Annotated in this window: 14 protein-coding genes; 5 read left to right on the plus strand and 9 right to left on the minus strand. The window is 38.0% G+C overall.

Going from position 1 to position 14,825, the window contains the following annotated elements; genetic code table 11:
• From GNP81_RS06960 to GNP81_RS06970, 3 genes are all read right to left on the minus strand, one after another.
• Positions 1-1,035: an efflux RND transporter periplasmic adaptor subunit gene (locus tag GNP81_RS06960; protein WP_155673008.1), complete on the minus strand. Its 1,035-nt coding sequence runs from the start codon at positions 1,033-1,035 to the stop codon at positions 1-3.
• Between the two features lie 103 nt (positions 1,036-1,138).
• The gene (locus GNP81_RS06965; RefSeq protein WP_012533241.1) at positions 1,139-1,495 is read right to left on the minus strand and encodes a DUF2799 domain-containing protein; all 357 of its coding nucleotides are present in this window, start codon (positions 1,493-1,495) and stop codon (positions 1,139-1,141) included.
• 130 nt (positions 1,496-1,625) lie between these two features.
• Positions 1,626-3,155 carry a fumarate hydratase gene (locus GNP81_RS06970; RefSeq protein WP_155673540.1) on the minus strand — a complete coding sequence of 510 codons (1,530 nt, stop codon included), beginning with the start codon at positions 3,153-3,155 and terminating at the stop codon, positions 1,626-1,628.
• 164 nt (positions 3,156-3,319) lie between these two features.
• Here GNP81_RS06970 and pabB point away from each other — a divergent pair, with 164 nt between their 5' ends.
• From pabB to GNP81_RS06995, 5 genes are all read left to right on the plus strand, one after another.
• Positions 3,320-4,690: an aminodeoxychorismate synthase component I gene (gene pabB / locus GNP81_RS06975; RefSeq protein WP_155673539.1), complete on the plus strand. Its 1,371-nt coding sequence runs from the start codon at positions 3,320-3,322 to the stop codon at positions 4,688-4,690.
• 16 nt (positions 4,691-4,706) lie between these two features.
• Positions 4,707-5,288, plus strand: a complete 582-nt coding sequence (locus tag GNP81_RS06980; protein ID WP_155673005.1) for a CoA pyrophosphatase — start codon at positions 4,707-4,709, stop codon at positions 5,286-5,288.
• A gap of 189 nt (positions 5,289-5,477) precedes the next feature.
• Positions 5,478-6,728, plus strand: a complete 1,251-nt coding sequence (locus GNP81_RS06985; protein WP_196587337.1) for an aromatic amino acid transport family protein — start codon at positions 5,478-5,480, stop codon at positions 6,726-6,728.
• A gap of 95 nt (positions 6,729-6,823) precedes the next feature.
• Positions 6,824-8,185, plus strand: coding sequence for an L-serine ammonia-lyase (locus GNP81_RS06990; RefSeq protein ID WP_155673538.1), 1,362 nt, complete (start codon positions 6,824-6,826; stop codon positions 8,183-8,185).
• A gap of 277 nt (positions 8,186-8,462) precedes the next feature.
• Complete coding sequence (locus GNP81_RS06995) at positions 8,463-8,948, plus strand: hypothetical protein (protein ID WP_233909918.1); 486 nt, start codon at positions 8,463-8,465, stop codon at positions 8,946-8,948.
• Between the two features lie 53 nt (positions 8,949-9,001).
• On the opposite strand, the gene GNP81_RS07000 is transcribed toward GNP81_RS06995, so the two are convergent.
• The 6 genes from GNP81_RS07000 to GNP81_RS07025 all read right to left on the minus strand — a co-directional run bounded on the left by GNP81_RS07000 (position 9,002) and on the right by GNP81_RS07025 (position 14,824).
• Positions 9,002-9,361, minus strand: a complete 360-nt coding sequence (locus tag GNP81_RS07000) for a DUF2799 domain-containing protein (protein ID WP_155673002.1) — start codon at positions 9,359-9,361, stop codon at positions 9,002-9,004.
• A gap of 30 nt (positions 9,362-9,391) precedes the next feature.
• Positions 9,392-9,751 carry a DUF2799 domain-containing protein gene (locus tag GNP81_RS07005; protein ID WP_155673001.1) on the minus strand — a complete coding sequence of 120 codons (360 nt, stop codon included), beginning with the start codon at positions 9,749-9,751 and terminating at the stop codon, positions 9,392-9,394.
• A gap of 71 nt (positions 9,752-9,822) precedes the next feature.
• The gene (locus tag GNP81_RS07010; RefSeq protein ID WP_155673000.1) at positions 9,823-10,989 is read right to left on the minus strand and encodes an amino acid permease; all 1,167 of its coding nucleotides are present in this window, start codon (positions 10,987-10,989) and stop codon (positions 9,823-9,825) included.
• A 111-nt stretch (positions 10,990-11,100) separates the two neighbouring features.
• Complete coding sequence (locus tag GNP81_RS07015; RefSeq protein ID WP_336495423.1) at positions 11,101-12,255, minus strand: amino acid permease; 1,155 nt, start codon at positions 12,253-12,255, stop codon at positions 11,101-11,103.
• Positions 12,256-12,671: 416 nt separating this feature from the next.
• A complete protein-coding gene (locus GNP81_RS07020; protein ID WP_336495424.1) occupies positions 12,672-14,069 on the minus strand; it encodes an MATE family efflux transporter in 1,398 nt (465 codons plus the stop codon).
• 269 nt (positions 14,070-14,338) lie between these two features.
• Positions 14,339-14,824: an acyl-CoA thioesterase gene (locus GNP81_RS07025; protein ID WP_155672999.1), complete on the minus strand. Its 486-nt coding sequence runs from the start codon at positions 14,822-14,824 to the stop codon at positions 14,339-14,341.
• Position 14,825: the final 1 nt, after the last annotated feature.

Consider the following 14,825-nt stretch of genomic DNA (forward strand, 5'->3'; position numbering starts at 1 on the left):
TTATAATCCTCTTTCCTTAACCCACTTACGAACTTTCATTCCCTCTTCTAGCCCTGTGATGCCTGAAGATACAATTTGATCTGAATCTTCGATTCCAGAGATTACCTGACGTTTCTCATTTAATTCCACAGGTACTTTTTCAACCGTTCCATCTTCTTTCACACGCCATACATACGTAGTCTCACCATCTTGATCGATAGCTGAAAGTGGCAGTTTTTCACTTCCGCCCTTAGGAATAGTTACCTTCACTTGACCAGACATCCCCGGAAGTACTCCTAAATCTTTAGGACGAGGCATACTCATTTTTACGGTATAACTCGATGTTTTACGATCGGCTTCAGTATCTATTTCTTCAAATTCAAGAGGAAAAGTAGAGTTTGGAAACGAATCAAATGTAACTGTTGCTGATACATCGGTAAAACTGAAACGTTGAAGCAGATAATCCGGAAGTTGAAAAACAACATACAGAATGTCGTTAGTTTGGATATGCATAATCGATTGTTTCGCATTTACATATTCAAAATTTTCTGTTGGAAGAAGTGAAATCGTACCGTCATATGGTGCGACAAGCTTCGTGTAGCTTAAATTTGCAGAAGCTTGGTCAAGAGAAGCTTTAGCCGTTTTCCTATTGGCAACCGCTGTATCGTAATCTTGTTCTGATACGACCTTATCTTTTCTTAACTTTTTAATCCGTTGATATTGCACATCAATCAATCGATATTGTGCTTGTGCTTGTTTCTGGATTAAACGGTATTCATCAGGGTTGATTGTAGCAAGGAGCTCGCCTTTACTAACTGATTGGCCTGCATGCACATCTAACGTATTTAATTGCCCAGGAACTCTAAAAGCCAAAACGGCTTTATCACCGGCTTCTGCTTTTGCCGGAAACAAGCGTGATGTTTCGTGCTCACCAACAGAAACGGTTAAGATCTTTGCGGGACGAGAGTCAGGCTCTGCAATACTAGGCTCTTTACTGTCACAGCCTGCGAGTAAGACGGTGCTAAGTACTGCGGCTATTGCAGTCTTTTTGAACATATGCCGTTCCTTGTCATTATTAATTGATTACATAAAGAATTATTGCCTATATTTATTTGTTCATCCAGTCAACAAATAAAATTAGTTATAAAAAACAATGTTTTTATTCTTTTTTATGCTTTTTCCCTTTTTGATATTCATCAGAGTAATTAGAATCAATTTGATCACATAGTCCGAAATAAGGTTCTTCACTTAATCCCAATATATATGGATTTTGAGAACAATAGACTTTTGTACCAGCTTCATGACCCTTTACGTAACCATTATAGAATTCGGTTGTAATTTTTTCTTCAGGATAACGATCAACAAGTCGTGATTCTGTCTGCAATAAAAAACCATTTTTCGCTCTGGCTTCACCTATTGCGAACCAATCATCAACGTTCTTTTCTTGTTCTACATCATCAGAGGAGGCGCACCCAACAAGTACTGTAATGAATAACCCAATTGTTAACTTCTTCATTGTTCCCTCATTTATTTATCAAATAGTTACTTATATATTACACCCAAATGATTAACATAAAAGATACAATAATAAAAAAAGCACTCAAAATGAGTGCTTTTTCATTATTTAATAAGCTTTATGATGTAAATTAATTGCTCATTTCAGCAATTTTTACCTTCCATGTATCAGGACCAATTTGATGTGCATTAACACCTGTTGAATCAACAGCCACTGTTACTGGCATATCTTCAACTTCAAATTCGTAAATAGCTTCCATTCCAAGATCTTCAAAAGCAACTACACGTGCTTTTTTGATCGCTTTAGCAACAAGGTATGCCGCACCACCAACCGCCATTAAATATACGGCTTTATTTTCTTTAATTGATGCGACAGTTGCTGGACCACGTTCAGCCTTACCTATCATGCCCGTTAAACCTGTGGCTAACATCATATCGGTAAATTTATCCATACGAGTGGATGTTGTTGGCCCCGCAGGACCTACCGCTTCATCACCAACAGCATCAACAGGACCTACGTAGTAAATGAACTTACCATTAAAGTCGACACCTTCTGGTAAACCTTCACCACTTTCAATCATTCCTTGAAGACGTTTATGTGCAGCATCACGCCCTGTTAGAATTTTACCATTAAGCAAGATTGTTTCGCCCGTTTTCCACTCTTGAACGTCTTCTTTTGTTATCTCATCAAGATTAACTCGACGAGTATTTGCACCAGCTTCCCACGTAATATCAGGCCATTCCTCTAACTTTGGCGGCTGAAGATCAGCAGGACCTGTACCATCAAGAGTAAAATGTACGTGACGAGTTGCTGCACAGTTAGGAATTAAACATACAGGTTTTGATGCTGCATGTGTTGGTGCAGATTTAATTTTCACATCAACAACGGTAGTAAGTCCGCCAAGGCCTTGCGCACCGATGCCTAATTTATTAACACGGTTAAAAATATCAAGACGCAGTTCTTCTTCTGCGTTCTGAGGACCTCGTTCAATAAGGTCTTGAATATCAATGTGTTCCATTAATGCTTCTTTAGCTAATACGGCTGCTTTCTCAGCTGTACCGCCAACACCTATACCAAGCATACCAGGAGGACACCAACCCGCCCCCATTGTTGGAAGTGTTTTTTCTACCCACTCAGCAATATCATCTGATGGATTTAACATGACCATTTTAGTCTTATTTTCAGAACCTCCGCCTTTCGCGGCGATTTGAATCTCGACTTTGTTTCCCGGCACCATATTAATATGAACCACTGCAGGTGTATTATCTTTTGTATTTATTCGTTTGCCTGCAGGATCAGATAATACTGATGCCCTTAATGGATTATCGGGATTGGTATAAGCTTGACGAGTACCTTCATCAATCATTTGTTGAACCGTTAAGTCTCCTTCCCACCTAACATTCATACCAATATTAACAAAACAAGTTACAATTCCCGTATCCTGACAGATTGGACGACGTCCTTCTGCTGACATACGAGAATTAATAAGGATTTGTGCAAGTGCATCTTTTGCAGCTTGGCTTTCTTCTTGGTGATACGCTTTTTCAAGTGCTTGAACAAAATCTAGCGGATGATAATAAGATATATATTGCAGAGCATCGGCTACAGAACTGATCACATCTTCATTACGAATCAATGTTTCTTGGTGAACGTTAATCATAGGGCCCTCTTTTTATAAGCTTCCATGGCAATTAAGGATGATTTTTATTGTTTATGACGTGAGCAATCGCCATCTATTATTTTCTTTTAGAACACGCATTATGATACTCTTGCTCTCCATCCAAGGCTATCGTTGCTCATCACATTCTGGTTATAAAACTCAAAATGAACAATCAATTAGATGCAAAACTAAGTATCACTCAACTTGATTATCAATCTAACTCTGTGATTGATTTCTTTTCAGCTATCGCAAATCAACCTTGGGCGATGTTGCTTAACTCATCTGCGAAAAACCACATTGATAATCGCTATGATATTTTGGTTGCTGATCCTATCGCTACATTACAAACACATGGTGCCATCACCACAATTAATGCAATAGGAAAACAGCCTGTAACCAGTGAAGCGTGCCCTTTCCAATTACTTGCTCATTATCAAGAACGCCTAATTCCCCACCACTCACCAATAGAAAACTTACCTTTTATTGGTGGTGCATTAGGCTATTTCAGTTACGACTTAGGTCGTCGAGTTGAAAGTATTCCTAACACGGCTCAGCAGGACATTTTAAGTGCCGATATGGCTGTGGGAATTTATAACTGGGCACTGGTGGCAGATAATAAAACATCAACACTGCATTTGATACAACCCAAAGGTGGTGATCGTCTGCATTGGCTACAACAATTTATTTCTATAAAAGAAGTAGATACTGCATTTAGCTTAACATCAGATTGGGTATCAAATATGACTGAATCTGAATACGCTAATAAATTTGATGTTATTCAGCAATATCTACAATCGGGCGATTGTTATCAAATTAACTTAGCCCAACGTTTCAAAGCTCAGTACCAAGGCTCTGAATGGGAAGCGTATCAAAAACTAGCAACACAAAATGGCGCCCCATTCTCGGCTTACATAAAAACACCGGAAGCGACAATTCTTTCGGTTTCTCCTGAACGATTTTTACAAGTAAAAGAGAGAAAAATCGAAACAAAACCCATAAAAGGAACTCGACCTCGCGCTGATGACCCAAAGGTTGATGCCTTAGAAGCTAAAACATTACGCAATAGTCCGAAAGATCGCTCTGAAAATTTGATGATTGTGGATTTATTAAGGAATGATATAGGTCGTGTTGCTACACCCGGTTCAGTAAAAGTATCTAAGCTGTTTGATATAGAGTCTTTCCCTGCTGTTCACCATTTAGTCAGTACGATTACAGGTGAGCTCGATACAAAATATTCTGCTACAGACCTGCTTAAAGCGTCTTTTCCGGGAGGCTCTATCACTGGCGCCCCAAAGATCAGAGCAATGGAAATCATTGAAGAGTTAGAACCTCATCGCCGTAATCTATATTGTGGAAGTATTGGTTATATCAGTCGCTGTGGAACAATGGATACAAGCATAACCATACGCACATTAATAGCATATAAAGGGTATTTATATGCATCAGCTGGTGGTGGTATCGTTGCTGATAGCCAAGTTGAGCTAGAATATGAAGAGACATTACACAAATTAAGCAAAATCTTACCCATTTTATAACGATAAGGATCGGTTTATGAATACACATTTACTTTCTCATTTGTTACTTCATAAACCGATAAATTACAGTTCCAGTTTACTCTCCCACCCTCAGCTAAAAAATCGCCATTTTAAATCAGCAGCAGTACTTGTTCCTATCGTAAAAAGAGAAACTGGTTTCAACTTAATTTTAACTCAACGAGCGCCACATTTACGTCATCATCCAAGTCAAATTAGCTTCCCTGGAGGTAAGGTTGAACCCGGTGATTTGTCTCTTATTCATACTGCTATTCGTGAAACTAATGAAGAGATTGGCATTAATCCTGCACACATTAAACCATTAGTAAAACTTAACACAATACCAACAATATCAGGTTATAAAGTAACCCCTATCGTTGCATTAATTGATGAAAATTATACCACCGCAATCGATTACGGTGAGGTTAGTAGCACATTTGAAGCACCGATAAATCATCTTATTAACCCCAAAAACACCTATAATCATCACGTTTTTAACAAAAACCACACATATAATCTGATTTTCATTCCTTTTGATAAAAAACTCATTTGGGGTGTAACTGCCGAAATAATTCATGCAATGAATTACATTACAACTTAGAAAATTTATCATTAACGATAACTTTTTCTAATATCAGCATTACAACTACTGTGATCATTATCAATTATTTTTGGATCTTCGTTCATCTTTTTTCATTTCTGGATCTGGGTCAAAGTTTTTCTCGTCAAAATAACGACAATAGCGCCGTTCCTAAAATTCCTGTTCCAAAAAATTAAGAGTATGTTAATTATGCAAACAACAAATACTGCATCTATCGGTGCAAAAAAATCTAAGTGGACTTATAAAGATTTCACTTGGTGTCTTTCTCTATTCGGTACCGCAGTTGGTGCTGGTGTTCTTTTCCTTCCAATCAAAGCTGGTGCTGGTGGTTTTTGGCCTCTAGTTATTCTTGCTCTAATTGCAGCTCCAATGACTTGGTTTGCTCACAAGAGTTTGGCTCGTTTCGTTCTTTCAGCTAAAAACCCAGATGCAGATATTACTGATACTGTAGAAGAGCATTTCGGTAAAACAGGCGCGAACCTAATCACTTTTGCCTACTTTTTCGCGATTTATCCGATTGTACTTATCTACGGTGTTGGTATTACAAACACAGTAGACTCTTTCATGGTTAACCAAATGGGTATGGAATCTATCCCTCGTTGGTTACTATCAGGTGTTCTTATCACTCTGATGACATGTGGTGTAGTATTTGGTAAAGAACTAATGCTGAAAGCAACTTCAGCAATGGTTTACCCTCTTGTATTCATCCTAATGGCTCTTTCTGTATACCTAATCCCTGGTTGGAACACATCTATGATGTCTGTTGACCCAGATTGGGGTTCAATGCCTTCTGTTGTTTGGTTAGCGATTCCTATCATCGTTTTCTCTTTCAACCACAGCCCAGTAATCAGCCAATTCTCTAAAGAACAACGTCGTGTATACGGTGAAGATGCAGTTGCTAAAACTGACATGATCACTGGCGGTGCAGCAATGATGCTAATGAGCTTTGTTATGTTCTTCGTTTTCTCTGTAGTTCTTTCTCTATCTCCAGAGCAACTAGCGCAAGCACAAGCACAGAACATCTCTGTACTTTCTTACCTAGCAAACGTACACGAATCTCCACTTATCTCTTACTTAGGTCCAATCGTTGCTTTCGCTGCGATTACTTCAAGCTACTTCGGTCACTTCCTAGGTGCTCACGAAGGTCTTGTTGGCCTAGCTAAATCTCGCTCAAAAGCACCAGTTGCTAAGCTAGAAAAAGCATCTCTAATCTTTATCGTTGTTACTACATGGATCGTTTCTATCATCAACCCAAGTATCCTAGGTATGATTGAAACAATGGGTGCTCCAATGATTGCAGCTATCCTATTCCTTATGCCTATCTTCGCAATGCGTAAAGTTCCAGCAATGGCTAAGTACAAAACTTCAGCACCTGTGCAAATCTTTACAGCATTATGTGGTGTTGCGGCGATTACTTCTGTAATCTACGGCGCTCTTTAATAACTAATTTGTAAACCAATACAAACTTAGTTAAACGAAGTTAATAATAATGATAATAAAGCCCCCTCTTTTGGGGGCTTATTCGAGGTAATTACATGATTAGTGTTTTTGATATCTACAAAATCGGAGTTGGTCCTTCTAGCTCCCACACCGTTGGTCCAATGAAAGCAGGTAAAGAGTTTATTGACGATTTACGAAGCATGGGCAAACTGCGTGATATCACTAAAATCACTGTTGATGTTTACGGTTCATTATCACTGACAGGGAAAGGTCACCATACTGATATCGCTATCATTATGGGTCTGGCAGGTAACACGCCAGAACACGTAGATATTGACTCTATTCCGGGCTTCATCGCTCGTGTTGAAGAAACAGAGCGCTTACCTGTTGGCATGCACTGCCACACAGTAGAATTTCCAAAAGAAGGTGGAATGAACTTCCATACTTCTAACCTTTCACTTCACGAAAATGGTATGCAAATCCATGCGTGGATTGATGGTGAAGTTGCTTATTCTAAAACTTACTACTCTATCGGTGGTGGTTTTATCGTTGATGAAGAAAACTTTGGTAAAGAAGTAGAATCATCAATCCAAGTTCCTTATTCATTCAACTACGCTTCTGAGCTTGTTGATTTATGTAAAGAGCACGGCTTATCTATCAGTACTCTTGTAATGAAAAACGAACATGCAATTCTTGCAGAAGATGAAGTTCGCACTTACTTTGCTAAGATCTGGAAAACCATGCGTGACTGTATGGAAAAAGGCATGAACACAGAAGGTATCCTTCCTGGACCTCTACGTGTTCCTCGTCGTGCTGCAGCATTACGTCAACAACTACTGACTTCTGAAAAGACGTCTAAAGATCCAATGGAAGTAGTTGATTGGGTAAACATGTACGCGTTTGCAGTAAACGAAGAGAATGCTGCTGGTGGCCGAGTTGTTACCGCTCCAACAAATGGTGCATGTGGCATCATCCCTGCTGTTCTAGCGTACTACGATAAGTTTATCCAAACAGTAACTGAGAAAGATTACATCCGTTACTTTGCTGCTTCTGGCGCAATCGGTGGTCTTTACAAGCAAAATGCTTCAATCTCAGGCGCTGAGGTTGGTTGTCAGGGTGAAGTTGGTGTTGCTTGTTCTATGGCTGCTGCTGGTCTTGCTGAACTTATGGGTGGTAGCCCAGAGCAAGTATGTATGGCTGCTGAAATTGCAATGGAACATAACCTAGGTTTAACGTGTGACCCTGTTGCCGGCCAAGTACAAGTTCCTTGTATTGAACGTAACGGTATTGCCGCGGTTAAAGCTATCAACGCAACTCGTATGGCTTTACGCCGTGCTTCAGCACCTCGCGTATCTCTTGATAAAGTTATTGAGACAATGCTTGAAACTGGTAAAGACATGAATGCTAAGTACCGTGAAACCTCTCAAGGTGGCCTAGCAATTAAAGTTATTTGCTAATTAAGCATTACATACCATTACTAAGGGACGATAAATCGTCCCTTTTTTTATGTCTACTAAAAAAATACTACAAAATTCAGCTATCTAAACTACAATTATCTTAAATATTTCTATTTTTTACAAAAACTTTACGCTTTCTCACCACTTCACTATTAACAATATGCTCAATTAATGTAATATTGTCATTAATGCATCAACACACAACATAATGAATATGAATAAGAAAAAGCACACTCTATCTCCTAGAGCGCAAAAGTTAAGAGCTGAATGGAAAGGTATGAAAAGTGATTATCGCTTTATTTCCCATTCATTCAATTGCGTAAAAATACATATCCATACACCTGATGATGGTATGTATAACCGCTCCGTTGGCTGCTTAAAAGAGGGCCGCGAAAAAGCATTAAAAGAAGCAGTGAAACAACGAAACAAAGTTGGTAAAGAACTATGGGGTAGCTGTTGGAATGCAGTATTAAATACACCTAGTTTGTTTGAGCGCCTTCCTCACAGCCTCGAGCCTGATATTATCACTAAAAAACGAACCCTACTCTCTGGCGAAGTAAGAACCACTGATTACTATATTGTTCGTTGGAAAGAATTAGTTGATGGTGAATATAAGCCAAAAAGTCGCCTATTCTCTCATGGTAATGGCAACGATAAATTAAGTGCTTATACTAAAGCGAAAAAAGTAATGCTTGAAGTGAACAAAGAGTTCATTCCTATATTAAAGAAGATGGGACGCTTTAATATTATTAAAGTAGATTAATTACAAAAAAGGCGGGAATTCCCGCCATTTTTAATATCAAGACTATAAATCATTTACATATCTTTTGTATGTGAATGATAGCCGCGTAAGTAGTCATACTTAAAATCTTTATTTATGCTGTCACATACACCAGTATAAACCTCACCCTTCATACCCAATTCATAAGCATCTTGCTGACAATATTTCATCTGCCCATTAGCGTATCCCGCTGTATAGGCTTGATAGTTAGATACTTTTATTTGTTGACCATCTGAAGCATTATTTAATTGCTCCTGTGTCTCTATGTTCCAACCTTTAGAGCCTCTGTCAAAACCATACTGGTTCCAATCACTATCTTGCGTTGAAGTGATTGGTGCCGTTGTAGAACAAGCAAACAACAAACAACTAAGTAATACAGTTATAAATGCTTTCATGTAATGTCTCCTTACATCGAATGATTATTTTCACATCCCATTCGCAGTTGAAAATCGACCACTGTTGTAGTCTTCTCGGAAAGTCCAATCAATCAGATCGCATATTCCGTTATATGGACCACCAGTTACACCAAGTATATATGCATTTTGCGAACAATACTCATTCTGACCTTTTTTATAACCGGTTAAGTAAGCCTGATAATTGCTCGATTTTAAATTCTGATCGTCTAGTAACTTGTCTAATCGTGATTCTGATTGAGCTATTTGTCCCTTCATAGCCCTTTCGTAACCAAAGGTTGACCAGTCGCTATCAAGCATTGAAGTAGGTGGAGGTGTACCGGCGCATGCGGCTAGGAGTAAAGCAGAAAACGCAATAATTAGATGTTTCATAATGCTGACCTTCTACAGTTAATATTCTTTAAATACTACGTTAACTGTATCAGGTCAGATCATAATTTCTATTAAATTTGGCTAATTAATAACAACAAACCAAATAAAAGAGTTAAACCAAGAGCGAATTTATCCCCTTCAGCCGTATAGATATGAAGGTTTTGATGCACTTCTTCTGTCTCTTTCTTTCTTAATGTAACAACCATTGCTAATGGAATAAAAATAGCAAGGAAGACTAAAATTACACCAGCATAACCCAGCACAGATAAGAATTGATCCGCAGCTAAACCAGCGCCTAACAGAGGTAGGATAAACGTACATACATATGTCACGATTTTATTATGCGAAATCATATCTTTATTTTGATTGTATAACGCCATCGCAACACCAAGGAAAGAAGTCAATAATGCTAATGATGTGAAAATCGATAAAATGATTTCAATGTATTCATTTTTCGCGCTGAATGTCTGGATTAAATCAGAAATATTAGAAAAGTGCGTAATCTCGTTAGCTGTTAAATTACCAACTACCGCATACAGCCACACCAAGTAGCAAATTAATGGGATAATTGAACCGAGTATAACCATGTTACGCAACTGCTGCTTTGTCGCCTCTTTGTTGTACGCAACAAGTGAAGGAATAACAGGCATAGAAGCAAAGCTAGTAAACAGAATCGTGCTGGTATCAAATAACATACCTTTATCGTGATTTGTTACTTGCGATAAATTTTCCGCTGTCATACCTGGAATTAGAATGATTAAAGTCAGTACCAACATTGAAATCATGAAGAAAAACAACAGTCGATTTAACTTATCAATAATTTGTGTTCCACAAACAACAAAAGCACTCGCAAACAAGGTGAATGCAACCTGAGCAAATTCAATGCTCATTTCTACATTCATCATAGAAAATATACGTTTAATTAAATCTGCTGCACCTAAAATATAAGCAATTAACATGCAAAATAATAAAAGGTAAAACAGAGCATTAGTAACAAGTTGACCACCTTTACCAATGGTCTTATTTGCTACAGTATTAATCCCAAACGCCAATTCCGTTTTTGAACATGCTTCTGTTAATAGCAAAGCTGCGTACGTTGTTCCTGCACAAATAACTAACATTAATAGAGTGCTATAAAACAATCCAAACTGCGCTAATACCATAGGGATAGCTAACATCCCTGCGCCTAATGCTGTACCAGATAAAATTAACGCACTACCAAATAATTTAAAATTCATTGTATATCATTCTTTTTGAAACAAATTTATATCAACACTGTAACTAGGCTGTCGATATGATGTGCTCTTATTCATAGTATGTGACAACACCATAAATAAGAGCATATAAAATTAGATCACTTGCGAAATCAGTAGAAAACCACCAAAAGCAAAAGAGAAAGTCAGCATAGCTACCCCACCCTCAGCAATATATGTTTTCTGAGCATTCTCTGATTTTCTTAGTTTTACTACCATTGCAAGAGGTACAAAGACCGCTAAGAAAACTAAGATGATCCCTGCATAGCTTAAAACAGATAGGAACTGATCAGCGGCATAAATAGCGCCAGTCAGTGGCAGAATAAAACTAATAACGTAAGTTACTACTTTGTTCTGCTTAAACATATCTTGGTTTTGAGTGAAAAGCGCCATTGCTACACCTAAGAATGAGGTTAATAAAGCAAGACCTGTAAAACCAGATAACACAACACTGATAAATGCATGTTCTGCACTAAATACAGAAATTAATTCAGATACGTTTGTAAAATGAACTAATTGTTCAGCTGTTAGATTACCAACCACTGCGTAAAGCCATACTAGGTAACAAACTAATGGGATTAATGAACCAAGAATAACCATATTTCTCAGTTGCTTTGGTGTTGCTTCATGGTTGTAAGACACCAATGATGGAATAACAACCATAAAACCAAAACTGGTAAAAATAATTGCACTGGTTTTAACTAAATCCGTTGTGCTTGAATTCGTCACCTGTGTCATATTCTCAAACGAGATATCAGGAACCAAAAACACCAAAGTCAAAACAAGCATTAATAACATAATGCCAAACAACACACGGTTAAGTTTATCGATAACCGCAGTTCCCGAAGCGACAATAATGCCTGCCACCAGTGTAAATGCAATCTGACTTTGAATGAGTGATAGCTCAAAACCAACACCACGGAGTAATTTATTTAGCAGATCACCCGCACCTAATATGTAAGCCATTAGTAAGCAGATTAAAAGCGCATAAAGCAGACCATTAGTAATAATTTGTCCACTTTTTCCTAAACTTTTACGAGCGATGGTGTTCATACCTAAACCACCACCAACATTAATACTCGCTTCTAGAAGCAATAAAGCAGCATATGTTGTTCCTAGACAGATAAACAACATTAAAGCGGTGCCCCAAAGCAGGCCAAATTGAGCCAATACCATTGGGATTGCCAGCATACCAGCGCCTAACGCAGTACCTGAAATAATAAGTGAGCTTCCGATTAATTTTAAATTCACAATGTTTCCCTTACTTTTATTCGAGTTTGAGCTTTAGTTTTATTTTTTGTCAAATTCAACGCGCAAGAAATTACCCACAAAAAGATAACGCGGTTGAAATGAGAGCTAATTAATTACGAATAAAAACGGAGAAATCGAAAATACGAGAAGAAGTGAAACGCGAGAAACTGAGACGAGAAAAAACGCAGAGAAAGAACAACTGATGATTTGAAACCAGTGTTATGGGGTGAACCTTCTGTAGGCTCCAACAATGGGCCTGATGTTAATTGGAAAATCATGTGTACATCCTAATTAGTCACATTCCGTTTTATAATAATAGGTCGTAAATCCTTTACAGACCGAACTACCAAACTAGTAGTCCGATCCATTCTATATAATGAACTTAGCAATGCAACCCTTAAATAAACTTGTTTCCCCTATCCATTAACATCAACTAAATTATTTATCCATTTCTTACTTTTTAAACGATAGATAGAAGCAAACCACTTAAACAACGTCTCTAAAAAGAAAAGACTATAGACAACTTCAGCCGAATAACCAAAATACACGGCACCTAAAGCAGCGATAGGAATACCAAAGAACCATTGAGTTAATACGTCTTGATATAGGCAGAATTTCACATCTCCGCCAGCCCTTAAAATACCAACCACTAATGTCGTTGGAATTGAGCGTAAAACAATACCAATACAAAGAATCGACACAAAAGTATCAGCAAGTTCGCGAGTTTCAGGTGTTAACGCAGTAAATAAATCCAATATCCATGTTTTAGATAAAAATAAACAAAAAGAAACAGCGATCGTAACCATAAAGCCGATGATCATCATCAACATCGCTTGGTAGTATACTTTGTTGTATTCTTTAGCTCCGATATGGTTACCTACTAACACACCAGATGCATTAGCTATCCCCATTAAAAAACTAAGAGACACAGCTTCTATGGGTGTCACAACCGCAAATGCAGCTAAACCTTCCGTTCCTGTTTGTCCCATAATCGCGGTATACGCAAATAACCCACCTGCCCATAATAAAAAATTGGTAGTAGTTGGTAATGCTAAGCGAATAAAAGAACGAAATTTGTCTATCTGAAGGCTTTGAATAATCTCTTTTAAACCAAACTTTAAAAGATGACTCTTCATGATTAAATAAAGATAAAGCAAACCAACTTCAATGATAGAACTCACCACAGTAGCAATAGCCGCCCCCTTTATACCTAAAGCAGGAAAGCCTAAATACCCAAAAATCAAAACCCAATTCAGTAGTATATTCAGAGCAATGCCTATACCACTGAAAAAAGTACTCATTCCCGGTTGCTGTATCGAACGGAAACCAGCACCAAGACTCGCTGCAAAAGCAACCGCAAGCATGCTCCAACTGGTTATTTGAATATATTCAACACCAAGAGCTATAACACTAGGATCTTTAGATGCCAACTGCATAACCAAACTGGCAAAAAACTGTAGAAGAAAAATAATAATCACAGCTGAGAATGTCGAAGTAAGCCAAGTTAATGCCGTCGTTTCTCTCAGACCTTTATTATTCTTCGCTCCCCAATGTTGTGCTGCTAATAATGCACCAGCTGTCGTAATACCTGTGAGGATGATGGTAGTAAAGAAGATTGCTCGGCTGCCTACACCAACAGCTGCAATGTCGGCTTCTGAGAGTTGACCGAGCATGAAAACGTCAATAAGGCTTTTACTTGAAAATAAAATACTTTGCAGAGTGATGGGGAAAGCAATAACAAACAATCGATAAAAAAACTCACGATTTGCATGTTGTCGAACATTATAAAATAATGATTTGTTTACTGCATTCACTCTCTTCACCACTAAATTTCAGACATGAATTAAGTGTACAGAAAATGAGATAAATACTCATAAATGGGTATAAAAAAGGTTAACCCAGCTGCAAGAATATAAAAATTTGCCAACCTATAACTTTTGCAAATATTTTATGACTTTGTCATGACAATTAATATGAACAGAAAAAAGCCCCAAATCTATACATAAAATTTGAGGCTAGAGCAAAACATCGTTATCAATACCAATAATAATGATCAAATAATTAATGGCATTGATATCCTCTTTTATTTTAAATATTGAACGTGAGCTTCCATCTCTTCGCCAATCTCTTTACGCATATTCATTAACTTAATAGCAGAATCTCTTAATTTAATGTCTTCGTCTGTCTCTGGTATCCATTCAGGCACCGATGTAGGTTTACCGTTCCCATCAACTGCCACCATGATAACAATGCAGTGCGTCGTTAAACGGTTATTCTGCTCTTTAGGATCACTAGCTTGCACATCAATGGCAATGTGCATAGATGATTTTCCGGTATAAATGACTTTACCGGTGACTTCGACAAGATTCCCTACAAAAATAGGCTCTACAAAACGAATACCACCGGCATATGCGGTAATACAGTACTTCCCACTCCACCCAGCAGCTGATGCGTATGCCGCTAAATCGATCCATTTCATTACTGCTCCGCCATGAACTTTACCACCAAAGTTCACATCGCCCGGTTCAGCTAAAAAGCGTAACGTTACTTCACGTTTTGTTTTACCCATT

The sequence above is a fragment of the Aliivibrio fischeri genome (assembly GCF_009727955.1).
Lineage (GTDB): Bacteria > Pseudomonadota > Gammaproteobacteria > Enterobacterales > Vibrionaceae > Aliivibrio > Aliivibrio fischeri_A.

Coding starts and splice junctions, on each gene's coding strand:
- GNP81_RS06965 (WP_012533241.1), bottom strand. CDS start 1,495: ATGAAGAAGTTAACAATTGGGTTATTCATTACAGTACTTGTTGGGTGC.
- GNP81_RS06990 (WP_155673538.1), top strand. CDS start 6,824: ATGATTAGTGTTTTTGATATCTACAAAATCGGAGTTGGTCCTTCTAGC.
- GNP81_RS06970 (WP_155673540.1), bottom strand. CDS start 3,155: ATGATTAACGTTCACCAAGAAACATTGATTCGTAATGAAGATGTGATC.
- GNP81_RS07025 (WP_155672999.1), bottom strand. CDS start 14,824: ATGGGTAAAACAAAACGTGAAGTAACGTTACGCTTTTTAGCTGAACCG.
- GNP81_RS06985 (WP_196587337.1), top strand. CDS start 5,478: ATGCAAACAACAAATACTGCATCTATCGGTGCAAAAAAATCTAAGTGG.
- GNP81_RS07005 (WP_155673001.1), bottom strand. CDS start 9,751: ATGAAACATCTAATTATTGCGTTTTCTGCTTTACTCCTAGCCGCATGC.
- GNP81_RS06980 (WP_155673005.1), top strand. CDS start 4,707: ATGAATACACATTTACTTTCTCATTTGTTACTTCATAAACCGATAAAT.
- pabB (WP_155673539.1), top strand. CDS start 3,320: ATGAACAATCAATTAGATGCAAAACTAAGTATCACTCAACTTGATTAT.
- GNP81_RS06995 (WP_233909918.1), top strand. CDS start 8,463: ATGAAAAGTGATTATCGCTTTATTTCCCATTCATTCAATTGCGTAAAA.
- GNP81_RS07010 (WP_155673000.1), bottom strand. CDS start 10,989: ATGAATTTTAAATTATTTGGTAGTGCGTTAATTTTATCTGGTACAGCA.
- GNP81_RS06960 (WP_155673008.1), bottom strand. CDS start 1,035: ATGTTCAAAAAGACTGCAATAGCCGCAGTACTTAGCACCGTCTTACTC.
- GNP81_RS07000 (WP_155673002.1), bottom strand. CDS start 9,361: ATGAAAGCATTTATAACTGTATTACTTAGTTGTTTGTTGTTTGCTTGT.